At 52.6% G+C, this 22,423-nt stretch carries 24 protein-coding genes; 13 read left to right on the top strand and 11 right to left on the bottom strand.

The features are described 5' to 3' along the window. Positions 1-4: 4 nt before the first annotated feature. From AAGJ81_12270 to corA, 7 genes are all read left to right on the top strand, one after another. Entirely contained in the window at positions 5-235 is a 231-nt protein-coding gene (locus tag AAGJ81_12270) for a hypothetical protein (protein MEM0966918.1), read from the top strand. A 238-nt stretch (positions 236-473) separates the two neighbouring features. Continuing rightward, positions 474-956, top strand: a complete 483-nt coding sequence (gene accB, locus AAGJ81_12265; GenBank protein MEM0966917.1) for an acetyl-CoA carboxylase biotin carboxyl carrier protein — start codon at positions 474-476, stop codon at positions 954-956. A 10-nt stretch (positions 957-966) separates the two neighbouring features. After that, complete coding sequence (gene accC / locus AAGJ81_12260; protein ID MEM0966916.1) at positions 967-2,352, top strand: acetyl-CoA carboxylase biotin carboxylase subunit; 1,386 nt, start codon at positions 967-969, stop codon at positions 2,350-2,352. A gap of 8 nt (positions 2,353-2,360) precedes the next feature. After that, entirely contained in the window at positions 2,361-2,792 is a 432-nt protein-coding gene (locus AAGJ81_12255; GenBank protein ID MEM0966915.1) for an Asp23/Gls24 family envelope stress response protein, read from the top strand. Positions 2,793-2,801: 9 nt separating this feature from the next. After that, positions 2,802-3,476: a hypothetical protein gene (locus AAGJ81_12250; GenBank protein ID MEM0966914.1), complete on the top strand. Its 675-nt coding sequence runs from the start codon at positions 2,802-2,804 to the stop codon at positions 3,474-3,476. A gap of 135 nt (positions 3,477-3,611) precedes the next feature. Then, positions 3,612-5,471, top strand: a complete 1,860-nt coding sequence (locus AAGJ81_12245; protein ID MEM0966913.1) for a GNAT family N-acyltransferase — start codon at positions 3,612-3,614, stop codon at positions 5,469-5,471. Then, positions 5,468-6,622 (top strand): magnesium/cobalt transporter CorA, encoded by a 1,155-nt coding sequence (gene corA / locus AAGJ81_12240; protein MEM0966912.1) that lies wholly within the window; start codon positions 5,468-5,470, stop codon positions 6,620-6,622. Before AAGJ81_12245 ends, corA begins: the two co-directional genes overlap by 4 nt. A gap of 143 nt (positions 6,623-6,765) precedes the next feature. On the opposite strand, the gene AAGJ81_12235 is transcribed toward corA, so the two are convergent. From AAGJ81_12235 to AAGJ81_12210, 6 genes are all read right to left on the bottom strand, one after another. Continuing rightward, the gene (locus tag AAGJ81_12235; protein MEM0966911.1) at positions 6,766-8,577 is read right to left on the bottom strand and encodes a hypothetical protein; all 1,812 of its coding nucleotides are present in this window, start codon (positions 8,575-8,577) and stop codon (positions 6,766-6,768) included. Beyond that, a complete protein-coding gene (locus AAGJ81_12230; protein ID MEM0966910.1) occupies positions 8,574-9,491 on the bottom strand; it encodes an ABC transporter ATP-binding protein in 918 nt (305 codons plus the stop codon). The genes AAGJ81_12235 and AAGJ81_12230 overlap by 4 nt, the downstream gene beginning before the upstream one ends. Further along, a complete protein-coding gene (locus AAGJ81_12225) occupies positions 9,488-9,865 on the bottom strand; it encodes a GntR family transcriptional regulator (GenBank protein MEM0966909.1) in 378 nt (125 codons plus the stop codon). The genes AAGJ81_12230 and AAGJ81_12225 overlap by 4 nt, the downstream gene beginning before the upstream one ends. A gap of 446 nt (positions 9,866-10,311) precedes the next feature. Further along, complete coding sequence (gene cutA, locus AAGJ81_12220; protein MEM0966908.1) at positions 10,312-10,641, bottom strand: divalent-cation tolerance protein CutA; 330 nt, start codon at positions 10,639-10,641, stop codon at positions 10,312-10,314. Then, positions 10,625-11,443 carry a CDP-diacylglycerol--serine O-phosphatidyltransferase gene (gene pssA, locus AAGJ81_12215; protein MEM0966907.1) on the bottom strand — a complete coding sequence of 273 codons (819 nt, stop codon included), beginning with the start codon at positions 11,441-11,443 and terminating at the stop codon, positions 10,625-10,627. Before pssA ends, cutA begins: the two co-directional genes overlap by 17 nt. After that, positions 11,430-12,158 carry a phosphatidylserine decarboxylase gene (locus AAGJ81_12210; protein ID MEM0966906.1) on the bottom strand — a complete coding sequence of 243 codons (729 nt, stop codon included), beginning with the start codon at positions 12,156-12,158 and terminating at the stop codon, positions 11,430-11,432. Before AAGJ81_12210 ends, pssA begins: the two co-directional genes overlap by 14 nt. 44 nt (positions 12,159-12,202) lie before the next feature. Between AAGJ81_12210 and pdhA the strand changes: the two genes are divergently transcribed. The 4 genes from pdhA to AAGJ81_12190 are packed head-to-tail and all read left to right on the top strand — an operon-like array spanning position 12,203 to position 16,732. Next, positions 12,203-13,297 carry a pyruvate dehydrogenase (acetyl-transferring) E1 component subunit alpha gene (pdhA, locus tag AAGJ81_12205; GenBank protein ID MEM0966905.1) on the top strand — a complete coding sequence of 365 codons (1,095 nt, stop codon included), beginning with the start codon at positions 12,203-12,205 and terminating at the stop codon, positions 13,295-13,297. Between the two features lie 12 nt (positions 13,298-13,309). Then, positions 13,310-14,296, top strand: a complete 987-nt coding sequence (locus AAGJ81_12200; protein ID MEM0966904.1) for an alpha-ketoacid dehydrogenase subunit beta — start codon at positions 13,310-13,312, stop codon at positions 14,294-14,296. A gap of 47 nt (positions 14,297-14,343) precedes the next feature. After that, complete coding sequence (locus AAGJ81_12195; GenBank protein MEM0966903.1) at positions 14,344-15,648, top strand: pyruvate dehydrogenase complex dihydrolipoamide acetyltransferase; 1,305 nt, start codon at positions 14,344-14,346, stop codon at positions 15,646-15,648. A 7-nt stretch (positions 15,649-15,655) separates the two neighbouring features. Beyond that, on the top strand, positions 15,656-16,732 hold the full coding sequence (locus AAGJ81_12190) for a polyprenyl synthetase family protein (protein ID MEM0966902.1): 1,077 nt from the start codon (positions 15,656-15,658) through the stop codon (positions 16,730-16,732). Between the two features lie 422 nt (positions 16,733-17,154). Here AAGJ81_12190 and AAGJ81_12185 read toward each other — a convergent pair whose 3' ends face one another. The 5 genes from AAGJ81_12185 to AAGJ81_12165 form a co-directional block, all read right to left on the bottom strand. Next, complete coding sequence (locus AAGJ81_12185) at positions 17,155-17,592, bottom strand: hypothetical protein (protein ID MEM0966901.1); 438 nt, start codon at positions 17,590-17,592, stop codon at positions 17,155-17,157. A 172-nt stretch (positions 17,593-17,764) separates the two neighbouring features. Then, positions 17,765-18,496, bottom strand: coding sequence for a hypothetical protein (locus tag AAGJ81_12180; GenBank protein ID MEM0966900.1), 732 nt, complete (start codon positions 18,494-18,496; stop codon positions 17,765-17,767). Between the two features lie 162 nt (positions 18,497-18,658). Beyond that, positions 18,659-19,417 carry a class I SAM-dependent methyltransferase gene (locus AAGJ81_12175; protein MEM0966899.1) on the bottom strand — a complete coding sequence of 253 codons (759 nt, stop codon included), beginning with the start codon at positions 19,415-19,417 and terminating at the stop codon, positions 18,659-18,661. A 42-nt stretch (positions 19,418-19,459) separates the two neighbouring features. After that, positions 19,460-19,951 (bottom strand): hypothetical protein, encoded by a 492-nt coding sequence (locus tag AAGJ81_12170; protein ID MEM0966898.1) that lies wholly within the window; start codon positions 19,949-19,951, stop codon positions 19,460-19,462. Positions 19,952-20,008: 57 nt separating this feature from the next. Further along, positions 20,009-20,416, bottom strand: coding sequence for a hypothetical protein (locus AAGJ81_12165; protein MEM0966897.1), 408 nt, complete (start codon positions 20,414-20,416; stop codon positions 20,009-20,011). A 245-nt stretch (positions 20,417-20,661) separates the two neighbouring features. Between AAGJ81_12165 and AAGJ81_12160 the strand changes: the two genes are divergently transcribed. Together AAGJ81_12160 and ltrA are read left to right on the top strand one after the other, a co-directional pair. Next, complete coding sequence (locus tag AAGJ81_12160) at positions 20,662-20,946, top strand: hypothetical protein (GenBank protein MEM0966896.1); 285 nt, start codon at positions 20,662-20,664, stop codon at positions 20,944-20,946. 66 nt (positions 20,947-21,012) lie between these two features. Next, positions 21,013-22,329 carry a group II intron reverse transcriptase/maturase gene (ltrA, locus tag AAGJ81_12155; protein MEM0966895.1) on the top strand — a complete coding sequence of 439 codons (1,317 nt, stop codon included), beginning with the start codon at positions 21,013-21,015 and terminating at the stop codon, positions 22,327-22,329. Positions 22,330-22,423: the final 94 nt, after the last annotated feature.

Raw genomic sequence — 22,423 nt, 5'->3', positions numbered from 1 at the left:
TTCCATGTCACTTCGTGACAAAGCTGTTACGATGCCAGATTGGGGGAAAAACGAGGGTGATTTGCTCCTCCGCCTCACCGAGCAGAATTTTGCAGCAAAGCAGCGAGAGAAGGCCTTCGCAGTGAATCTGAGACCTGCTGTCCCGGTAACAAGATGTGGCTTCAGTCGATACCTGATCGCCATTGCCGGTTTCGGGATCTCCCTTGGTCTAAGGGACTCGTTTACAACCTCTTAGACGATACTCATTTGGCACTTCGAGCTTCGTTTATCGATCCCGAGCCAGCGACTCCATCGATGGAGAATTCGCAAACCACTTCATCACTGGAAGCCTCTCGTCACTTTTCCCTGTAAGCCCAGAAATAGAGACGGGTTACGCTTCACGACTCCCCAATAAAGTTGCAGAGGACGCGCAAACCGCTCTACCATCCGCGCTTACCAAATTTTCAGAAATCACATTTTTCGCACGAATCCCAATGAAAGGACAAGCTTTGGACATCGAACAAATTGAAAAACTCGTCGAAATCATGAAGGACAGCGACCTTTCCTCGATGGAGATTGAGGAGGAAACGTTTCGCGTCCGTCTGGCCCGCGAGAAGGAGATCGTCACCATCCAAGGAGGTGCGCCCGCGATCGCCGCACCTTCTGCGGCACCCGCTCCTGCCGCACCTCCGGCCACAGGGGCCGCCGCAGCTCCTGCTGACGAGGAGGAAAAAGGAGTCGCCTATGTCAAATCCCCGATGGTCGGCACGTTTTACCGAGCTCCCTCGCCCGACAGCCCGCCATTCGTGGAAGAAGGTGGCAAGATCAAGACGGAAACGGTGGTTTGCATCATCGAAGCGATGAAGGTGATGAACGAAATTCAGTCCGAAATCAGCGGCAAGGTCCTCGAGATCCTCGTGGAAAACGGCGAGCCGGTCGAATTTGGCCAAGCGCTGATGAAGGTCAAAGAGGGTTGAGCACCAGCATATGTTGAAGAAAGTCCTCATCGCCAACCGCGGGGAGATCGCCTTGCGGATCATCCGGGCTTGCCGAGAGCTCGGGATTGAGACGCTTGCTGTCTATTCGGAAGCAGACGAGCAATCGATCCACTGCCAGGTTGCGGATGACGCAATCTGCATCGGGCCGGCTCCGAGCGCGGACAGCTACCTCAAAGGCGATCGAATCCTCAGTGCGGCCGAACTGGCCAATGTCGATGCGATCCACCCCGGCTACGGGTTTTTGGCTGAGAACGCTGACTTCGCCGAGCAATGCGAGAGTTGCAACATCAAGTTTATCGGGCCCAAATCCAAGACGATTCGTCAGATGGGAGACAAGGCCCTGGCAAGAGAGACGGTCAAAGCAGCCAAGGTTCCGATCATTCCCGGCAGTGAAGGGGCCATACAAGACGGAAAAGAGGCCATTAAACTCGCAAAGGAGATCGGCTTTCCGGTGATCATCAAGGCAGTCTCCGGGGGCGGTGGTCGCGGAATGCGGGTCGCCCACAACGCAGTCGCCTTTCAGCGAGAGTTCGACACCGCACGCAATGAGGCCGAGAAGGCATTCGGGGATGGCTCTGTCTATATCGAGAAATTCATCCAGGACCCACGGCATATCGAGTTTCAAATTCTCGCCGACGAGCACGGGAAGATCATCCATCTCGGTGAGCGTGATTGCTCCGTGCAACGAAGGCATCAGAAGGTAATCGAAGAAGCGCCCTCACCCACGATTACAGCAGACCAGCGGAGGAAAATGGGGCGGGCGGCTGTGAAAGCGGCCGAGGCCGCCGACTATTGGAATGCCGGAACAATCGAGTTTCTCGTCGATAAGAATGGGGACTTTTATTTCATCGAGATGAACACGCGGATTCAGGTCGAGCATCCTGTTACTGAAATTGTGACTGGTATCGACTTGATCAAAAAGCAGCTTCAGATTGCGTCCGGTGAAGCCCTCGGTATCGAGCAGAAACAGATTCGAGTCGAAGGGAAGCACGCCATCGAATGCCGGATCTGCGCCGAAGATCCTTCCCGCAATTTTGCCCCCTCTCCTGGGGAGATCGATCTTTACTTTCCACCGGGCGGCCCGGGAGTGCGGGTAGACTCTCATGTCTACTCCGGATACCCGGTCCCACCCCACTACGATTCAATGGTGGGGAAACTAATCACCTACGGCGACACTCGTGAGGCAGCAATCGTCCACATGCAGCGGGCACTCAAGGAATATCTGGTCAGGGGGATCAACACGAATATCCCGTTTCTTCAGGCAATCGTGAGCGACCCTGTCTTCCGTCAGGGCCAGACCACCACACGCTACGTGGAAGAATTTCTTGCCAGAACCCCTCGATATCTTCTCTCTCCCTCACAACCTGAATCCTAGTAATCGCCATGGAAAAACCTAACTCAGAGGAAACCGACAGTGCTGTTCCCTTCGTTTCGGAAGAAAGCTCCACTCTCGGAGAAATCCGCATCAATCACTCCGTCGTCGCCAATATCGTCCGCATCGCTACCTTAAACGTCCCTGGGGTTCACTCGGTCGGTGGCGGTCGTTTTGAGGGGATCACCGAAATGTTCGCCAAGAAAGAAGGCGAGCGTGGAGTTCGTGTCAGCGAAGACGAAGGGGGCACTTACGAAATCGATGTCCGCGTGATTCTCGACTTTGGCGTCGAGCTGGCCCGCGCCGGCGGCCAAATCCAACAAACGATCCGGGAAGAAGTTTCCAAAATGACGAGCAAAGACGTGGGTCGCGTCGACATAACGATAGACGGCGTCCACGTGCCCGATCAGTCCAAGCAAGACGGCGGCAGCTGGAACCGATAGGAGGATCTGATGGGGGAGAAGATCAAAATTTGGTTCGAATCGATCCAAGCCACTGACTTTAGCTACCTGTCTGAAGGCATCTACGCGAAACTTGGGCTGATCGCGCTCGGCCTCTTTATCATCCTTATAGTCCTGCGACTAAGACCCGTTCGGAAAATCCGTGCGTTCAAGGGCGAGACAGGACCGGTAGAGATTTCCCGCCACGCTTTGCTCGAGCTCGTCCTTTCTGCTTGTGAACAGCTTCCGGAGGTCCGCAAACCTTCGATTAAGATTCGTGCCAAGAGACGCCTAAACCTCTTGGTTCGCATCAAGGTGGATGGAGCCTCGCATCTTCGCGACACCGCTGCTTTCCTCCAGAGCCACTTGAAAGATGCACTGGAAAACAACCTCGGTGTCGAGCGCCTCGGGAAGATTCGAGTGCTCGTTACGGGAATCAAGAAAGGAAATGGAAAACGCCGGGAAGTAGACCTGAACAAAGCTCCTTCTGCTGAACCCAAGGTAGAAAAGCCTGGAAAAGAAGAAGTCACTTCTTCGAAACCAGAGATTCCGCCAGCCCCAAAACCAGATCTCAACCCGCCTGCTCAAAAGAAAATCGACCCCGCAGATAAACCTGCCTCCAAAACGGAGACTCCTTCGGTGACGGAAAGAGTCGCTGACGCGAAACCGAGCGAGAAAAAGATCTGACGGGTAAACCCTAGTCATATTCCCGATGGCGACCGTCCAACGTCCAACTTTGAACGCCCAACATCGAAGTCTCTCAACACCGGACGTTGACCGTTGGAAGTTCAATGGTCGCTAGGTTGATCTCCCATTTCTCCAATGAGACCTTGCACGGACAACGAATCCCTAGTCGAGCTCGAGAAGGGAATTCACAATCCGCTTCTGCGGACCGGTTATCACCTCATTGCACCTATCGTCGAAAGACTTCTCGGGATCCGGGGAATCAACCGGCTTTACGACGATAGTAGAGGCAGCCGATCGGACATTTTTTTTCAGAATGTTCTGCAAAGCCTTGGAGTCCGCTACCGATACAGTGACGAAGAGGCCGCAAGAATAGCCCCGGACGGGCCCGTTTTCGTGATCGCAAACCATCCTTTTGGTGGTTTGGACGGCATCATCCTCGGAGACTTCCTCCTCTCGATTCGAAAGGACACCAAGCTTCTGGCAAACTACCTCTTGCTGAGAATGAGCGAGCTTGAGCCACTCGTTCTGGGAATCGATCCCTTCGCCACAAAGAATTCGGCCCGTTTTAACGGTCGTTCAGTAAAAGAAGCCCTCCGCTGGATCAAAGATGGCCACTTGGTAGCTACCTTCCCGGCTGGTGCGGTGTCCCATTTCCGCCTCACGCAGAGAAGAGTCACTGATTCCGATTGGAACCCAGTCACCGCGAAGCTCATCCAACGCTCGGGGGCCTCCGTTGTGCCAATCTTCTTCTACGGAGGTAACAGTCTCTCTTTCAACATCGCCGGAACCATCCACCCCCGCCTCCGCACTCTTCTACTGGCGAGACAGCTCACCAACAAGAAGGGACATGAGGTTTCCCTTCGCGTTGGCACTCCCATCTCTCCCGCAAAGATTGCTGAGTTCGACAACGAAAAGGACCTCCTCGACTTTCTTCGCCTGCGAACGTACATGCTGGGCGGTTCTGGAAGGCGCCCCCGCGGACCGCTCCACATCCGTCCAAATCTCAAGCTCACACTCCCCCTCCCTATAAAAACCCGGAGTGCCGATCCGAGTTTGAAACCACTCATTGATCCCGTTCGCAAGACGAAGCTATTGGCTGAAATTGATCAAATTCCCGAGGAAGGACTCCTCTTTGAGCGGAAAAAGTTTCGCGTCTACGTCGTCAAGGGCGCAGATGCTCCCAACATCCTTCTCGAACTGGGGAGACTCCGCGAACTGACTTTCCGTGAAGTGAGTGAAGGTACCGGAAAACCCTACGACACAGACCATTTCGACCTCGATTACCTTCAGCTGTTTCTCTGGAACACAGAAGAGCAGGAAATCGTCGGTGGCTACCGGATGGGACAGACCGATGCGATTCTTCCCCGGAAGAGAAAAAGAGGATTCTACACCAGCACTCTTTTCCGATTCCGCACCTCTTTTCTCGAGAGCATGGACCCTGCGATGGAACTCGGGCGATCCTTCATCGTGCCCTCTTATCAGCGCAAATTCGCTACCCTTTCTATCATTTGGCAAGGAATCGGGGCCTTCATTTCGCGAAACCCCCGCTATCGCTACCTGTTTGGCCCGGTAAGCATAAACTGCGAATATGAAACGATCTCCAAAGATCTCATCATTCATTTCCTCCGTGGAAACAATTTCGATTCCATCCTTTCCGGCAAAGTCAAAGCCAAGAGCCCTCCTGAAAAGAGTAATCTGCTAAGCAACGAGGAAAAGGAAGCGATTGAACGAGGTGTAAAAAACATCGACGACGTATCTGCTCTCATTGCAGAGATTGAGCCCGACCAAAAGGGAGTGCCCACCCTCCTCCGCCATTACGTAAAGTTGAACGCCCGCTTCCTAAGCTTCAATGTGGACGCGGACTTCAGCGACGTCCTTGATGGTTTGATGGTCGTGGACCTACTCGAAACCGATGAGAAGACTCTTCGCTTCTTCATGGGTGGCCAGGACGTCGTCAACGCGTTCTACGCTAAACACCACCGATTGGCATCATGAAGAGTTCCTCCTCCGCACCGAATGAGCACCCGGACAATCGTAGCCTCTACCTCCAACAAACCGATTTGCGCGAGCGCGCCGAACGAATCGGCCTGCCTCCCGGAGAAGACTTGCCAAAAGTTTCGAGCAACTTTGAGCGCCAGTGTCATACGCGGTTCCGGGTCCGAACCTACACCGATGAGAATCTTGAAGAAGTTGAGACGGACGACCCTGAGGAGGTGAAGGAGATTTCCGAGACACAGGAAAACGTCTGGATCCACGTAGAGGGCGTCCACGCAGCTGACAAACTACGTAGATTCGGTGAGCTCCTCGATCTTCATCCCCTAACCATTGAGGACGTGATGAATGTCTGGGCTAGGCCACGGGTTGAGATCAACAAAAAAGAGCTCTTCTTCACCCTGCGTGCGGTCCAACTCGAGCCCGATTCCCATCAACTCAAAGGGCAGCAAATCTCCATAGTTTTTCGAGAGAACCTCGTAATCTCTTTTGCTGAAAACGAGGAGGATGTTTTCAGTCCAGTCGTTTCCCGCCTTCGGGTGAAGGAGAGCCGACTAAGGAAACAAGGCGCCTACTTTCTCGCCTACTCATTGATCGACACCCTCGTTGACCGCCTTCTGATGCTCACCGAATCGATCGAGGAGCGGATTGTGGAAATGGAGGAAGAAATGCTCGGCGATGACGACAATAACACGGTGCCGATCCACGAGATTTACCGGAGGAAACGGCAGATCCTTCGCCTGAACCGGGTGGCTTTCCCCCTCCGCGATGCGGTCCACGACTTTCACGATCTTTCCCCTGAAGTGATGGACAGCTCGATGGACGTATACATTCGCGATCTTCTCGATCACTCAAGGAGGGCTGCTGATCGAGTCGAACATGCGCGAAGGATGCTCTACAACCTACAGGATTTTCATTCGTCCCGACAGGACAACCGGATCAACCGAAACATGCGCCTTCTCACCGTGATTGGGACCATTTTCATTCCGCTCACCTTTGTCGCAGGGATCTATGGGATGAATTTTGATCCGAAGGCCAGCCCATGGAATATGCCTCTACTCGATTCCTACTGGGGCTATCCGATCTGTCTGGGCGGGATGCTGACCTTTGCCATCGTTATGGTGATCTATTTTCACCGCAAAGGGTGGTTGTGATACCAAAGAGTCGCTAGAGGATCCGCGTCTCGCGGACCGTTTGATTATCTGAATCGCCAAGCGTTGCGGACGCCGACCCGTCACGAGCTCAGCCGAGTCGAGACGGCGTCCATCCATGGTTCGGGATAATTCCCAACGCTGCGCTAATTCCAAGCCTTCTCGAACCGCTCGAACTCACCCTGATATAGATCTCTTCCGTCTTTCTTTCGAATCAAGTTTCCGTTTCCCGTCGAGTCTAGATCAAAAGCGATGATTTTTCCGTCTCCGGAATCCAAAGCGATGACGTCACCCTCAACCCAAGTGATCCTTTCAGGCGAGTCCTCCGCATCGAGAACAATGTTCCTGACGTCACCAGTGACCAGATTCACCAAAACCACCGCCGGACGAACCGGAGAATGGAAAGTGGACTCCTTCATCGGGTAGACCCACCACTCTCCATTAGGAGAAACCAAATCGATCGGAATACTTCGATTCAATTGTACCACTCCCACCTCACGAGGAACTGCAAGCCACACTTCGCTTTCCGCAAACCATTCTCGGTCAGGTTTACGACCAGCGGACTGTTGTTTCGTCGATCCCACCTCCCACTCGACATCATACTGTCGGATCGATCGAACCAACGTGTTCGTGCCTCTCGAACGGCGAATTCTACCTTCGGTCCACTCCCTCTCTTCAGGTCTCACCAATAGAATCGCCGACTCGTCCGCCTGTCCAACTGCGAGATCCAAAAGACTCGCCGACACTTCGCTATCGCTCACAGACCAGTCGCGGATATAAGTCTTCCCCGCGACCACCTCTGCCGATCCCTTCTTCCCAAACGGGATACGACCAGAAACCTCAAACTGAACGATTTCGAACCACACCTTTGCTTCGATCACGTTGCCCGGCTGAATCAAGGTCTGAAGTTTCTCCACTGGAATACGGAGGAGAGGCACCCTCTGAGTTCTGGCGTAATCTGCCACTGATTGTAGATTCAAAGCCTCCGCAGCGGCTCCTTCCAGGTTCGTGAATCCGCTCCCTCCTTGCTTCCATCTAATATCTGCCCCCTTGATTTCAGTCACCGACCCAAGCGGTCGAATAGAAGTTTCGGAAGGCAAATTCGTCGCTTCCCATTTGTAGGACAAAGAAAGAACTTGTACTTGGTTATAACCCCCTCTCGACGGTGAAGAAAGCCGCACCTCAATATCCTCTCCGGAAACTCCTGCGACTTCCGATTCCGTGTGCAGATCTTCTTTAATCAATACCAAAAGGAAGAAGGCCGCCACAAAACCCAACACCAAGACTGAAAGACCCATCCAGAATTTTCTGTATTTGAATTGAAGATACAAAACAAGTAGTGAAGGAATCAGGAATACCAACGCCTCCCCCTTCAAATCTGAATTGGGTGACCATCCCATTCCAAAATTCTCCCGCTCGAAAAATGGCACGTTTCCAATAAACTGGATGCAGAGAGAAACGAGGAAAAATAGGGAAAAGAGCTTCAAGAGAGCCACCCAGTTGGGAGTTAGGCTGGCGGAGGCCAGAATCACTGAGCCAACGACCAGCAAAACGCTTACTTTGTGGACGGAAATCCCCCAATTACCGCCCGATGAGGCAAGCACGACAACGAAGACGACGATAACACTAAAAAGGAGAGGAGCTATCTTTGAAACTGCAAAGACAAAGGGAGAAACCGGTCTGGCATGCAGAAACGATTCTATCCGCATCGGAGGATCGTTGTAAAAAGGTCCGAGGAACGTAAACAAAAACAGAAAAAGGATCCCCAGTGAGGTAAGATTGATGGTTGCTACCCAGACCGACACCTCACCCTTGCTCCATCCTAATCCCACAAATTCGAAAAACCAATTGGAACCAATCACACCGGTAAGAAGGACCAAAAGAGTCCAAAGAATGAGAATGGTTTTGGATGCTTGAAGATCCTTCCTGAGCTGACCAACCAGTGCTTTGTTACTCATGACTTTTTTCCTTTCGTTTTCCTGGCGAGTGCCACGTAGATTTCCTTTAAGGTCAGACCTTTGCTCTCCATCGACTGCACCTTCCCGAAGAGCCGCTCCAACTCCTTCGAACACGACGCTTCATCAAACTGAGAATCAACCAATGAAATCCGACGACCTGCCCTTCGAAGTTGGTGCCATTGGACCGGAATCTGATAGGGATCAATATAGACCTCTGAATCAACGAGCACTTCGACTCGTTTGAAACGCGCCAACAACGAATCCAGATCCTCTTCAACGACCTGTTTTTTTCGACCCATCATCACCACTCGATCCACAAGAGTTTCGATGTCGTCTACGTCATGGGAGGAAATCATCATGCTCCACTCTCCGACCTTACCAATGTCGGTAAGAGCCTCCCCAAATTCCTCGCGGTGAACCGGGTCCAGCCCTCCCAGAGGTTCGTCCAGAATCAAGAGTTCAGGACGGAAGCCGATTGAAGACACCAAAAGTGCTTTCATCCTCTGCCCACGCGAACATCGTTCGAGCCGGGTATGGAGAGGAATTTCAAAATCTCTGACCAAGCGGGAAACGAAGTCTGTATCCCAGTTTTCGTAGACACTTCGGCACCAGTCAAAAAGACGTTCCGCGGTAATCGACTTCGGATAGTCCTGCCCCTCTGCTACATAACCGATTCGCTGGAAGTCGGAGTGGTGAATGCGATTGGACGGCTTTCCCAAAACCTTTGAAACGCCAGAATCCGGCTGGATGAGTCCAAGCACGATCCTCAGCGCTGTCGTCTTTCCACAACCGTTTGGTCCAAGGAGCGCGCAGAGGGACCCTTTTGGCAGTTGAAACGACAGGTCCTCGAGAACAGAAAGAGCCCGAAACTCCTTGCAGAGATCACGAAATTCTAAGGCATGTTCAGCATTCATGGTAGGTTTCTCCAGATAGATTCACAGTAGCGAGCGAAGTCCTTTTTACTCATTCCCAGACGTTTAGCTTCCTCAGCTAGGGCACTTCCATGCCTCTCCAATAGGCTGTCCCGAATCTCCTGTTTCTCAGGAAGATCGCGGCTGACAAAGGTCCCTCGACCTGGCACCACTTCTAAGAGTCCATCCTCAATCAGTTTAGAGACCACCTTATGGATCGTGTTTGGATTGACCCTTAGATCCTTGCTGATCGCCCGCACCGAAGGAAAGGGATCCCCCGCTCGCAAAAGACCTGATGCCATCGCCCGGCGTGCAGCTTTCCCTATCTGTTCGTAAACAGGTTGGCTAGAATCAATCTCGACTGGGAACGGAATCATTGGAAGTGTTCTATGTGTAATAGAACACCTAAGTCAAATTCTATTTTAGGGCACTTCGATTGAGGATTCTTGGGCCAAAATGGGAGCATCACCTGCAGAAAGCCCCGAAGTCCACAGGGGCCAAACAGCTTCTGCCGAGGCTTGATAATACCAAATTTAAGAAGGATTGATAGTTATGGCGGGATGGGGGATGAGGCTGAGCAAGGCGGCCCGATTGGAGGCGGGTCTGCGACCCGTGCCAATCGGGCAAACGCTGCTCAGGCTCATCCCCCGCCCGTCCTGTAAGGATGCGCCCTTAATCGAAGGTCGCAGCGTTGCAGGGATCGACGCGTATCTCGATACGCATCCGATCCCTGCGCCTTGCGCTGCTTCGATTCCGAACTGCACCATAACTGTCAATCCTTCTTAAATTTGGTATAAGTGCGGAAATTTCTCTCAGGTCCGGGCTACTGAGACACCGAGTTTCTCACCCACTCATGGTAGAGCGGATTTCCACCGTCAGATCTCATCCAGATCCACTGCGGAGTGTCATAGGGGTGATTCCCCTCGAACGTATCATTAATTTTGAAGGCGTTTTTCTCGGTTGTTTTCACCCACAAACGGACCTCCTCTTCCGAAGCCAACTTCCCTTCCCATTTATAGTAAGAGCGAACTCCAGAGTCGATCTGCACACAGGTCGCTAAGCCCTCTTCAACCAGGCTCTTCGCCAATTGACTGGCCACCTGTTCCGTCGAGACGGTGGTCCATCCGACAATACACTCAGTTAGCTCCCCCATCTGCACTTTCTACACTTTCCAGGTCATTTTTTTCGATCGGCTTGGCGCCACTCTTTGCATTCCTACCGGCAACCAGTCCGTAGACTAGGTAAGCCGTAAAAAGAACTGCCGGCATCCACTGCCAGTTGAGAAGGGTAAACGCGATCAAGACGATTACCGCAATAAACCGGGTCACCGAATGCTCCATCCGCCAATGGATCGATTTAAAGCTGGGATAGGTTACCCGGCTAAACATCATAAACGAAAGGAAGAGCATCAGAACGGGTAGAGCGAATCTCCACATGCCGATCTCTACATCCCCCTCCTGAAACCATAGCATCATCAAGGTCAACGACGCAGTCAGACCCGCTGCAGCCGGGATCGGAAATCCAGAAAAGTCCTTACTCGCTTCCTTGTCTTCTGTGGCAGCGACGCAATTGAACCGCGCTAGCCGGAGCGCTCCACAGACCAGGTAGATAAACGCGACTACCCAACCAGCCCGGTCAAATTCCGCGAGAACGATTTGGAAGACGAGGAGAGCCGGTGCCACTCCAAAAGAAATCAGGTCAGCCAGAGAGTCGAACTCCCGACCAAACGGACTTTCGAATCCACCCAAGCGAGCTACCCTGCCGTCCAACAAATCGAAAACACACGCTCCAAGGATAAAGAGGATAGCGCGGTAGTAGAAACCAGCAGACGGATTCCCCGTTTCCTGCTGTAGAGCTCCCTCCAAAATACTCAAAACCGCCGCAAATCCGCAAAAAAGATTCCCTGCCGTCATTAGGTTGGGAAGGACGTAGATTTTTGGATCACTCCGCGCCATTTTCAAAATCCCCCTCCCCGCACTCAGCTATGATCGTTTTGCCACCGAAGACCCGTTCGCCTTTTTGGACCAGCACCTTGGCACCCACCGGCAGAAAGACCTCTGTCCGCGATCCGAAACGGATCATGCCAAAGTGGTCTCCCTTCTCCAACTGATCGCCCGGTTTCGACCAGGCAACGATTCTTCGAGCAATTGCACCTGTAATCTGCCTGACTGCGACAGTCTGCTTCTCACCACGGATCACCCAGGACCGGAAGGCGTTCAACCGGGAGGCGTCTGGATGACGCGCGTCGAGGTACTTGCCATTTTTCTCCTCCGTAGAGACCACTTCGCCCGCTATCGGCGAACGGTTTACATGAACGTTGAAGACCGAGAGAAAAACGCCCACTCGAATCGGAAGGTCCGGGTAAGGTCCGTTCGGATCTTCAACGATATCGGCGACGACTCCATCGGCAGAAGAAACAATTGCATGAGGACTTTGTGGAATGACGCGTTCTGGATCCCGAAAGAAAGAAACCGTAAAAAGTAGAAGCGGAATCAAGAGAATCAGCACCCATGGAAACCAAACTGCCGACACAATTGTAAGGATACCCAAGACCCCAAAGATCCAACGCGCCTCATATAAAGTCTGCCACCTCACAGCGACATCCTCAGATCCATTTGTTGCCATTGCAAACCAAGACAAGTGCGCTTCAGAGCCCTTTATCTGATCCATTAGTGTTGAACGGCTCCCCATTTTACCATTTTATCTACCCTTTCATGGCTACAAAAAAGACAGCACGTGCGTCGGCGGGCCCCGTTGCGAAAGCAGCGAAGGCGAAGATCAATTCATCCCTCTCCGACGACGCAAAAATAGGACTCCTTGAGGAGATGATTCGAATCCGCCGATTCGAGGAACGCTCCTTACGCGCCTACCAGCAGGGGAAAATTGGCGGGTTTCTGCACCTCTACATTGGGCAGGAATCAGTGGCCGTGGGTAGTCTTTCCGTCCTCGGAGAAAACGATCACTTTATTACCGCCTATCGCGACCACGGTCACGCGCTCGCCTGCGGTATGACGATGAATGAGTGCATGGCCGAGCTCTACGGGAAAGTCACGGGATGCTCCCGAGGAAAAGGTGGATCCATGCACTTCTTCGCACCCGACAAAAACTACTGGGGCGGACACGGTATCGTAGCCGGGCAGACCCCTCTTGGCCTCGGGCTCGCCTACGCGCTGAAATACAACAACATAGAAGGCGTTGCGCTTTGTTATCTGGGCGACGGCGCCGTCAATCAGGGAGTCTTTCACGAGTCGCTCAATCTCGCTGCCCTCTGGGATATTCCCGTGATCTACATCATTGAAAACAATGGTTACTCGATGGGAACGAGCGAGGCGCGTTCAAGTAAATTTACTGGTAGCCTAGCGAAGAGAGCAGAAGGCTACGACATGGCATGGGAAAGCGTAGTCGCAAATCACATTTACGTAGTGAGGGAAGCGACTGACCGGCACGTGCGCTATGCAAAGGAGACTTCCAAACCCGTCCTTCTCGAGCTCAAAACTTACCGGTATCGCGGGCACTCGGTTGCCGATGCGAATTCGGAGAAGTACCGAACCAAGGAGGAGATTCAGAACTATCAAGATACCATGGATCCCATCAACGTCTTCCGGAAGACCCTGATCGATGAGGGCGTGATCGATGAAGACCGCGTGAAGCAGATTGAGAAAAGTGCCAAGGACGAAGCAAATGCTGCGGCCAAATTCGCTGATGAAAGCGACTTCCCGTCAGTCGATTCAATTACTGAAGACGTCTATTGGGAAACCGACAACCCTGACCAGCGGCAAAGCGGCGGCCGCATGTTCTTTCACAGCTAATCGTCGACCGTCATGCGGGAAATTACCTATCGCGAGGCCATTAAGGAGGCCCTCATTGAAGAATTGGAACGCGACGACCAGGTGGTCATCATGGGTGAAGAAGTTGCCCACTACAACGGAGCCTACAAGGTCACGGAGGGCTTGCTTGATCGATTTGGCGATAAGCGAATCGTCGATACGCCAATCAGCGAAGCCGGATTCATAGGACTCGGGATCGGAGCTTCGATGCTCGGCATGCGGCCGGTCATGGAACTCATGTTCTGGAGTTTTTCCTACGTTGCCTTCGATCAGATCGTCAACAATGCAGCTATGGTTCGCTACATGTCCGGAGGACTGATCAACGTTCCGATCGTTATCCGTGGTCCAGCAAATGGAGGCACGAATGTCGGCGCAACCCACTCCCATACACCAGAGAACTTCATCGCTTACACTCCGGGTCTTAAGGTCGTATGCCCTTCCAACGCCTACGATGCGAAAGGTTTGATGAAGATGGCTATCCGAGACAACGATCCTGTCTACGTCATGGAGAATACGCTTCTCTACGGCCAAACGTGGGAGGTCCCTGAGGAGGAATACATCATTCCACTTGGGAAAGCCGATGTTAAGCGCGAAGGTTCCGACCTGAGCATCGTTGCCCACGGGAGATCCACTATCACCGCCTTGGAAGCGGCCACAAAGCTGGCCGAAGATGGTATCGAAGCCGAGGTAGTGGATCTGCGCTCGATTCGACCATTGGACATTGATACCGTCTTGGAATCTGTCGGGAAGACCAACCGCGTTTTGCTGGTAGACGAAAACAAACCGTTCTGCGGAGTCAGTTCTCAGATTTCCCATATGATCCAACTGGAAGCATTTGACTATCTCGACGCGCCGATCCGCCGCGTAACTTCCATTGACTCGCCAGCGATTTACTCGGATCCGCTGGAGAAGGAGCAACTGCCGAATCCAGCCCGAGTGGACAAGGCAGCCCGCGCTCTTCTCGAGGAAGTATCTGTCTAAACCTTAACCGGACTCAGTGCCCAAAACGACCCGAAAGAGACACTCTCATGGCTGAAATTATCGAAATGCCCAAACTCAGTGATACCATGACCGTTGGTACGCTGGTCAAATGGTTGAAGAAAGAAGGCGAAACTGTAGAAAACGGCGACAAATTGGCGGAGGTCGAGACCGACAAAGCTACGATGGAGCTGGAGAATTTCGACGATGGCGTTCTCCTCAAACACTACGTTTCCGAAGGGGATCAGGTAGAAATCGGTAGCCCAGTCTGCGCAATTGGTGACGAGGGAGAGGAAGCTCCAGCCGTAGATGGTGTGAGCAGCGCAGGGGCTCCTGAGAAAAATCAGAATGCACCTGAACCTGGAGAAAAGCCGCAGGTTGAAGAGCCGGTCACTGAGGATTCAGTCACCGAAGAGTCTGAATCCGGAGAACGCATCCTTGCTTCTCCACTTGCAAGGAAAATTGCCAAGGAGAAAGGGATTGATCTTCAGACCATCAAGGGGAGTGGTCCTCGGGGCCGCATCGTCAAAGCAGATGTTCTTGGCGCCATCGAAAGCGGAACGACCACCGCCGCCGCCGCGGGCACAGTCAAGGAGATTCAGCCTAGTGCCACGACGTCTAGCTCTCCAGTGAGTGCGGGTCTGTTTCCGGAAGGTGCTGAAACCAAAGTTTCGAACATGCGGGCCACCATCGCAAGGCGGTTGCTCGAGTCAAAAACGACAGTGCCTCACTTCTATCTTGAGATTGAAGTCGATGCCGCCCCGCTGATTGCGCTTAGAAAAAGTGTCAACGACGGGCTAGCGGACCTGCCTCCGGAGTCGGGGGGCGCCAAATTTTCCGTCAACGACCTTACCCTCAAAGCCTCTGCAGAGGCACTCCGTCGAGTTCCTGAAGTCAATGCCTCCTGGGCCGAGACGAAGATTGTCCGACATGGAGCGGTGCACCTTGCCTTTGCGGTCGCGATCGACGATGGGCTGGTCACCCCGGTGATTCGGGATGCCCACGCCAAAAGCCTCCGGCAGATTTCCGCGGAAGCCAAAGAGTACGCGGTAAAAGCGAAGAACAAAAAGCTTACCCCAGACGAAATGTCTGGGAGCACCTTTACCGTAACCAACCTCGGTATGTTCGGGGTGACCTCATTCTTCGGAATCATCAACCCGCCCAACGCGGCGATCCTTTCAGTAGGTGCAACCGTAGCGAAGCCTGTTGTGAACCAAGCGGGTGAGATCGTGGTCGGTCATCGGATGAATATCGGTATCAGCGCCGATCACCGAGTGGTTGATGGAGCGATAGGGGCACGCTACCTAGCGGCCCTTAAGGAGATTATCGAAGCACCCGCACTAATGCTGGTGTAGGGAATTCATGCCCTTCGGTAAGGAATATATCGAGGAATCACTTGCGAAGTATCAGGCCTTCGCCATCCAGCAAAACGCCACCCTCGAGGCTAGACTCAAAGCCCGGCCCGAGACGGTTCACCTCGGGCAACACATCGCTGACGAACTAGCTCACCCGGGAAAGCTTCTCCGTCCCGCTCTCACCCTGGCATCCTTTGGTGTATTTTCGAACGGGAATCCCCCTAATCGGGAGTGTCTTGCGGCCGCACATGCGCTCGAGGTGTTTCACACCTTCGTTTTGGTTCATGATGATGTGATCGACGGATCCACCCGAAGACGTGGACGTCCTACAATACAAAAACGAATTGAAGAGTCTCTCGGAATTCCCTCGGAGAACGCAGGGCACCTTGCCATAGTCTTAGGCGATATCCTCTTTGGCTACGCTATCGATCTTCTGAGCAGTCCCGGTGTCGAAATGAGCCTTGTTGGCCCTCTGCAGCAGCACCTTGCTGCGGTCACCGAGGAAACTGGATTGGGAGAGGCTTTGGAGCTGACTTTTCTGCATCGAGACCTCCCCTCGGTGGAAGAAGAAGAAATCCGCGAAGTCTATTACCTAAAGACCACCCGATATACGATCGAGGCACCTCTATGGTTAGGCGGTTTAGCCGCTGGAGTGTCCGCGGAAAATCTGGCTCCCCTCAAGGAGTTTGCACGCCCTATCGGACTTGGATTTCAACTGGAAAACGATCTTCATGAAGCGTCTCTCCCCCGCTCCCGTTTTGGTCGGTTGGCCTACGACTTCCAAACTGGGGTCAAAACCCTTTTTCTCCGAAGACTGTATGAGGATCTGGAAATCAGTAAACGCTCTGAGCTGCTGGAGACCCTCTCCCAATGCCAAGGCAATCCTCAAGCATTGGATCACCTCTACGATTTAATCCATTCGACGAAAACCCTCGATCAAATGAGGTCGGAAGTGGACCAGTGCTTTGACCAAGCTCGGAAATGGATCCCGCAATCCCCCTACTTGGAGCGAGAGAAACAAGGCTTCGCTCTTCTTGCTGAGTTTATTTCCAGCAAGCGGAAACACTCGGAAGCGGCTGCATAGCGGCAAGTTGATTGCGACCTTCTCACAAGCTCGTTCTCCTAGGGAACACCTTATACCAAATTTAAGAAGGATTGATAGTTATGGCGGGATGGGGGATGAGTCTGAGCAAGGCGGCCCGATTGGAGGCGGGTCTGCGACCCGTGCCAATCGGGTCCCGCATCCGCGGGACTGCTCAGGCTCATCCCCCGCCCGTCCTGTAAGGATGCGCCCGGAATCGAAGGTCGCGGCGTTGCAGGGATCGACGCGTATCTCGATACGCATCAGATCCCTGCGCCTTGCGCTGCTTCGATTCCGAACTGCACCATAACTGTCAATCCTTCTTAAATTTGGTATAAGTAGGCAGGAGCAGCACGGCATCGGCCTTTTCCCTCTCGGGTCTTCCGGTGCTTTGGGTTCAGTAACGGTTCTTTCAGAGTGAGACGTTAGTATTTTTCGGCGATCTTCATACTGACGATCACATTCGAATCCGATTCCGGGGAGCCAAGGATGGTGTTGTCAATGATCAGGTAGAAGTTGCCTGCTGCCATGGTGATTCCGTCCTGATTGACCGAGGTAACGTTTTCCCACTTACCGAGCGTATTGAAGACTGGTTGATCCATATCATCGGACTCCATCCACGCCTCAATTACCTTCAGCTGTGACTCGTCGACAAGGTAAGCATCGAAGATGCCCTGAGTGGAGTCGAGAGTGACCCGAACCTCGGATGTCCCGGAACTCTCAATCTCGTAGATGTAGTAAGTATTCCCTTCGATATCAAAATCCTCCCCGGCGAAGGTGTGATACCTCGGAATCTTCGCGAACACGAAAATTCCAATAGCGACGATGCCGATAACGGTGCTAAGTGCTGATTTTTGTTTCATAGGAAAGATCGAGAGTACCGCCCAGAGAGCCTACCCGCAAGGCTCAGCTGTCCCCTTGATTGGTAGGATTTTCTAGCGCGTTCATCGGGTTGCTTGCGCCGATTGGATCGCACCTTCCGGTAGGAGCTAGTCTGTGGGGTTTCGAAATACACTAAAGACCCAACCAGAGTCTTCAGTCATCTATCCCTAGCGGGAAAGAAACTGCCTTCATGAAATATGTATCGTTTTCCGCCAGATCGACATAAAACCAATCATCTCCAGATCCAATTAGTTTCCCATCAGAAGCTTTGTTCACAAATTGATCTAGAGACCTGAGGTTTAAATCAGACAGCTCAGATCCCTCATAAACTGAATACTTGTATCCAACCTTTGTATCGAGCCTAAACCAGAACCTATCTTCGTCTCTTTCGAAGCTCCAACTCTCCTTAGCTCCTTCCTCCCTCTGATTTAGGAGTATAGACGTGATTTCACCGACACCAGAAACTGCCTGTCCAAGAAGGGGGGTCTCATTATGGCTAAAATACCCATCTGCATTTGTAATCACTTCTACACTGTATCGAGTGCCTGGCCAAATTTCAGTTTCTGCGAAATGCCTCCATCTTGTAATAGAGAAGTCAGTTAGTTCGGAAATTGTCATGATTGGATCATCGCCACTGTATCTCGAAACTTCATACTCGTGAAAATCATGGTCAAAAAAATCTTGGCTTATATAGTGCTCGACGAAATTAAAGAGCTTTAGTGATTGGGTCTGAGTGTCGAAGACGAAAAATGCCGTGCTCTCTCTCGCAGTTGAAGGAAGTCCACTCGTAAAATCGTTATTGTAAGTGAATTGAAAGGTTCCATACAAAATGTCCGCATGGCTCGTGACCGATAGGGCGGCAAATAGAAAGTAATATATCTTCATTTTTCTTTGCGAATGCTAAGATGTTCTGGATGGTGTAGTTGCGGAGCCTCGCTTGCAAGACTACGTCTTGCGGAAGAGAAGAAAACCGCCCAGTACGGCTCAGCTATCCGGTTAATTCTTAGAACTTTCGGGCGCGCTCACTGGGTTGCCTGCGCCTCCTCATTATGCCCCTTTCGTCCCCACAAGGATTGGTTGGAAAAACCGGTCGTCCATTCTTCGAACGTGATGGAATCCAACTTCAGTCATGAGAGCAATCAACCTGCTGATGGGGATTGGATAGTAGCTGGCTCGGAACACATGCGTTCTGCAATCGGTTCCACCTTTGTCTTCTGTTAGATACATCGACACGTTGTAGGTTTCTCCGTTCGGCTCCCACACCTGAGTCAACAACCAACGCGTCCCGTCTTGCTCTCGTATTCCGTAAGGCTTTACTTTTAGTTGGGAAAGATCCTCCTTCTCATAATCCCGGACTGTGATGAGGCAGCCGCCACCGGGCCGAGTGCATCGCGAGAACTGCTGGAAAGCCTTGCGAATTTCATCGTCCGTCAGGAGGTGTGGCACCGAATTATCGCACGACATCACCAAATCGAATTGCCTCTCAAGACAGTTGCGGACCTGACGCATGTCGCAAACGGTATAATCGATAGCAAGATTCCTTTCTTTAGCTTCCTTTTTCGCTCGTTCGACTTCTTCGGGAGAAAGATCAGCTCCGGTAACCTCGTAACCGCGAGAGGCAAGGCCAAGAGCCTGTGTCCCGATACCACAAGACGCGTCCAACAATGACCGACATGCGGGACCCCAAACCTCCCGAATCACGGAATCAAGGTGGTCGGCTTGTCGGCTCATGCTTCCTTCCCAGTCCGGATAAATCAAATGATAGAATGGACTGAGTCCGCCGTAGAAAGACTGAGAATCACTCATTTCTCCTATGCACGTCGAGACCAGACAACCAGCCTTTAAGGCTCAGTCGTCTGGTTGATTTTCAGGATTTTCGGGCGCGTTCACTGGATTGTCTGCGTCGTCTGGTTCGATGTAAATCTCCTGCTCGTCTGACCAAAGCAGAAGTTCGCCAGCAGGAGTCCTCTTAAGGCGTGTTTCGCTCTGTTCTCGCTCAAGCCATATAAAATTCGGAAGGCCATCTCGGTCTGTATCTTCGCAACGGATATGAACGTCGCCTTTTGAACTAAATCCATAACTGATCTTTCCATCCTCGTGAATGCCGATCGACAGTGAACAACGATCTGATCCGCAGCCATAAAACTCGGCCCTAAAGATCAATTCGTCATCTTTGGTTCTCATCTCTGAGACATTCGCGACGTATTCGCCATTGTAGGTATACTTCACGAAGGTGCTGGTTCGCCCTTCAGAGTCCTCGTTTTTCAAGTAAGTTTCCTTTTGAAATGAACCGTGACAGGTTAACGCTACAAAAAACAAACAGACTATATTTTGCTTCATTCTATTGAACGTAGAGGACAGGCAACCCGCCGATGGGGTCCCTAGTCCGAGTAATTTTTAGGATTTTTCCGGATGGTTATCGGGTTGCCCTGATCCGTCTTGTTGGACCAAGTCGGGGGTTCTAAACAACAGTGTAGTCCCTTTTACTCTAGAATACTCCGGTAAGCCGTTCACCTTCTCTATCCAGTCAGAGTTAGCCTGGACAGAAATTCCATCGACCCCGATTTCAATCGTTCCTGAGGGAAATTCTTTTCGAAGGTGAGCAAGAACTAAATATTTCTCGATGTCTCGATTGTGTTGGATTAGGTTCAACACAGAAACGAAGGATACGCCTACTAAAAAGTATCCCGCTTCAATCAATGGGCTATTTATTAGGACGATTCCGACGCAAAGTGCGATAACCGCATAAGTCAGAAACCTTTTCGTCTTCTTCGACACTAACCGAATTATCGTCTCTCGATTCATATTCTTGTCCAACGACGAGGACAGGCAACCCGCCAGTGGGGTTCCTAGTCCGGTTGATTTTTAGGATTTTTCGGGATGGTTATCGGATTGACCTGCTCCGCCTTGTGTGTGCCCGGCATGGGCACGATGTAAACCGGGTTAAAGTCCCGCATAGTAAGAATCAGAATGAACGAACTATTACCAGAAGCCAAGGGCGTAACCGCGAGGTTGGGTCTGAAGGAAGGCTATGGGAAACCTGCGAGCCGATGGACAAGAATCGCATAGAAGGCCGACGTACAGCGGTGAGCTGGCACAACACAGCGAAACCGAATGGTTCGCGTGCGGAGGTAAATGCGGCGGTTGTGCAGGGGAGCATCGTGCCATTACCCGGGGAGGTCTCGTTCTGCGGCACCGGTGGGTTTCAACCTGCCCATAAAGCCGGAGCACCTGTGGCAGCAATGCCGTTGGCAGTGCAGAAGGAGAAGTCAGCCGAGGGCATAGTAGTCTTCACGGAACCCGTGAGTAGCCGCCATCGGGAAACCGAGCGGTGAAGGATGCGGCAAGTCGTGGTGGTCGAAGGCCCGAACCGAAGAAGTGGAACCAACCGGAGTTGTCCGATGGATAAAGACGAGATACCTACCGAGGAGAACGCAGTTCCACAGCAGTCCTTGCTGGAAGCGATTCTGGACAGGGATAACCTGAGGCAGGCGTGGAAGCGCGTCCGAGCGAACAAGGGAGCACCCGGAATGGACGGAATGTCCACCTTGGAGTTCCCGTCGTTTGCCCGCTCGCAGATGCCTCGCGTCATGGAATGGATCCGGCAAGGGCGCTACAAGCCCTCGCCGGTCAAGCGAGTCTGGATACCCAAGCCGGATGGAACGCAACGCCCTTTGGGGGTGCCGACCGTTCTGGATCGGGTGATCCAGCAAGCCATAGCTCAAGTGCTGGGTCCACTTTTCGAGGTGGACTTCAGTGAAAGCAGCTTTGGCTTTCGTCCCGGTCGCCAAGCAAAAGCCGCTGTCGAGCGGATCAGTGAGGCGGCGGGAGAAGGATACCTGTGGGGCGTGGACTGTGATCTGAAGAGTTACTTCGATATGGTCAACCACGATCTGTTGATGCATCGGCTGAGCCAGAGGGTGAAGGACAAGATGGTCCTGCGCCTGATCGGTAAATACCTTCGTGCGGGAATCCGCCATGAAGATGGCCGGGCGGAGAAGACAACACAGGGCGTTCCTCAGGGAGGCCCGTTGTCGCCGCTGCTCGCCAATATCATGCTCGATCCTCTCGATAAGAGAATCGAGGCGATGGGACTGCCGTTCGCCCGCTACGCGGACGACTTCCTTATCGTTACGAAAACCAAAGCGGAGGCCCTTGTGGCCATGGCAGCGGTCAAAGACTATGTGGAAGGGAAGCTCAAGCTGATCGTCAACGAGGACAAAAGCAAAGTCGCTCCCATTGAGGAGTGCGACTTCCTCGGATTCAACGTCCGGGGAAGGCGAATCCGCCGAACGGATAAGGCCGCCAAGCGGTTCACATTCCGTATCCATGAGATCACCTCCCGCAGTCGGGGCATCTCGATGCGAAAGCGCATAGGAGAGCTACAACGCTACTGTCGGGGTTGGTTCCATTACTTCAAAACCGGACTCTCGTTCGCTGAGGTCCGGCAATGGGATAAATGGATACGAAGACGGATTCGGCTGTGCTACTGGAAAGACTGGAAAGGGCCGCGAAACCGCAGGAAGATGCTCATCCGCCTCGGCGCGTCACCGAAAGAAGTGAAGAAAGCAACCCGTTCCCGCAAAGGCTACTGGCGCATGAGTCAAAACAGTATCGTCCGCATAGCCCTGAACAACGCTTACCTCCATCAACAGGGGGTTCCATCCATGCGCGACCTCTGGATCACCTTCAAATACCGAGATCAAGCAAAGCTCTGATTCTCGGTCACTGATTCTTCGGAACCGCCGTGCTACGGACCCGTATGGCCGGTGGTGTGGGGGCGGGGGGGTCATTCCCCCTCGCTACCCGATT

Source organism: Verrucomicrobiota bacterium (genome assembly GCA_038744685.1).
In the GTDB taxonomy this organism is placed as follows: domain Bacteria; phylum Verrucomicrobiota; class Verrucomicrobiia; order Opitutales; family Puniceicoccaceae; genus Puniceicoccus.
This window is presented reverse-complemented; position numbering and strand designations above follow the sequence as displayed.

What these genes read in the sequence shown, in the direction of transcription:
- AAGJ81_12160 (MEM0966896.1), top strand. Translation starts at nt 20,662, where the DNA reads ATGGACAAGAATCGCATAGAAGGCCGACGTACAGCGGTGAGCTGGCAC.
- AAGJ81_12270 (MEM0966918.1), top strand. Translation starts at nt 5, where the DNA reads ATGTCACTTCGTGACAAAGCTGTTACGATGCCAGATTGGGGGAAAAAC.
- AAGJ81_12230 (MEM0966910.1), bottom strand. Translation starts at nt 9,491, where the DNA reads ATGAATGCTGAACATGCCTTAGAATTTCGTGATCTCTGCAAGGAGTTT.
- AAGJ81_12165 (MEM0966897.1), bottom strand. Translation starts at nt 20,416, where the DNA reads ATGAATCGAGAGACGATAATTCGGTTAGTGTCGAAGAAGACGAAAAGG.
- AAGJ81_12245 (MEM0966913.1), top strand. Translation starts at nt 3,612, where the DNA reads ATGAGACCTTGCACGGACAACGAATCCCTAGTCGAGCTCGAGAAGGGA.
- pssA (MEM0966907.1), bottom strand. Translation starts at nt 11,443, where the DNA reads ATGGCGCGGAGTGATCCAAAAATCTACGTCCTTCCCAACCTAATGACG.
- AAGJ81_12235 (MEM0966911.1), bottom strand. Translation starts at nt 8,577, where the DNA reads ATGAGTAACAAAGCACTGGTTGGTCAGCTCAGGAAGGATCTTCAAGCA.
- AAGJ81_12255 (MEM0966915.1), top strand. Translation starts at nt 2,361, where the DNA reads ATGGAAAAACCTAACTCAGAGGAAACCGACAGTGCTGTTCCCTTCGTT.
- AAGJ81_12225 (MEM0966909.1), bottom strand. Translation starts at nt 9,865, where the DNA reads ATGATTCCGTTCCCAGTCGAGATTGATTCTAGCCAACCTGTTTACGAA.
- accC (MEM0966916.1), top strand. Translation starts at nt 967, where the DNA reads ATGTTGAAGAAAGTCCTCATCGCCAACCGCGGGGAGATCGCCTTGCGG.
- AAGJ81_12200 (MEM0966904.1), top strand. Translation starts at nt 13,310, where the DNA reads ATGCGGGAAATTACCTATCGCGAGGCCATTAAGGAGGCCCTCATTGAA.
- AAGJ81_12190 (MEM0966902.1), top strand. Translation starts at nt 15,656, where the DNA reads ATGCCCTTCGGTAAGGAATATATCGAGGAATCACTTGCGAAGTATCAG.
- AAGJ81_12170 (MEM0966898.1), bottom strand. Translation starts at nt 19,951, where the DNA reads ATGAAGCAAAATATAGTCTGTTTGTTTTTTGTAGCGTTAACCTGTCAC.
- ltrA (MEM0966895.1), top strand. Translation starts at nt 21,013, where the DNA reads ATGGATAAAGACGAGATACCTACCGAGGAGAACGCAGTTCCACAGCAG.
- AAGJ81_12195 (MEM0966903.1), top strand. Translation starts at nt 14,344, where the DNA reads ATGGCTGAAATTATCGAAATGCCCAAACTCAGTGATACCATGACCGTT.
- AAGJ81_12185 (MEM0966901.1), bottom strand. Translation starts at nt 17,592, where the DNA reads ATGAAACAAAAATCAGCACTTAGCACCGTTATCGGCATCGTCGCTATT.
- pdhA (MEM0966905.1), top strand. Translation starts at nt 12,203, where the DNA reads ATGGCTACAAAAAAGACAGCACGTGCGTCGGCGGGCCCCGTTGCGAAA.
- AAGJ81_12180 (MEM0966900.1), bottom strand. Translation starts at nt 18,496, where the DNA reads ATGAAGATATATTACTTTCTATTTGCCGCCCTATCGGTCACGAGCCAT.
- accB (MEM0966917.1), top strand. Translation starts at nt 474, where the DNA reads ATGAAAGGACAAGCTTTGGACATCGAACAAATTGAAAAACTCGTCGAA.
- corA (MEM0966912.1), top strand. Translation starts at nt 5,468, where the DNA reads ATGAAGAGTTCCTCCTCCGCACCGAATGAGCACCCGGACAATCGTAGC.
- AAGJ81_12250 (MEM0966914.1), top strand. Translation starts at nt 2,802, where the DNA reads ATGGGGGAGAAGATCAAAATTTGGTTCGAATCGATCCAAGCCACTGAC.
- cutA (MEM0966908.1), bottom strand. Translation starts at nt 10,641, where the DNA reads ATGGGGGAGCTAACTGAGTGTATTGTCGGATGGACCACCGTCTCGACG.
- AAGJ81_12175 (MEM0966899.1), bottom strand. Translation starts at nt 19,417, where the DNA reads ATGAGTGATTCTCAGTCTTTCTACGGCGGACTCAGTCCATTCTATCAT.
- AAGJ81_12210 (MEM0966906.1), bottom strand. Translation starts at nt 12,158, where the DNA reads ATGGATCAGATAAAGGGCTCTGAAGCGCACTTGTCTTGGTTTGCAATG.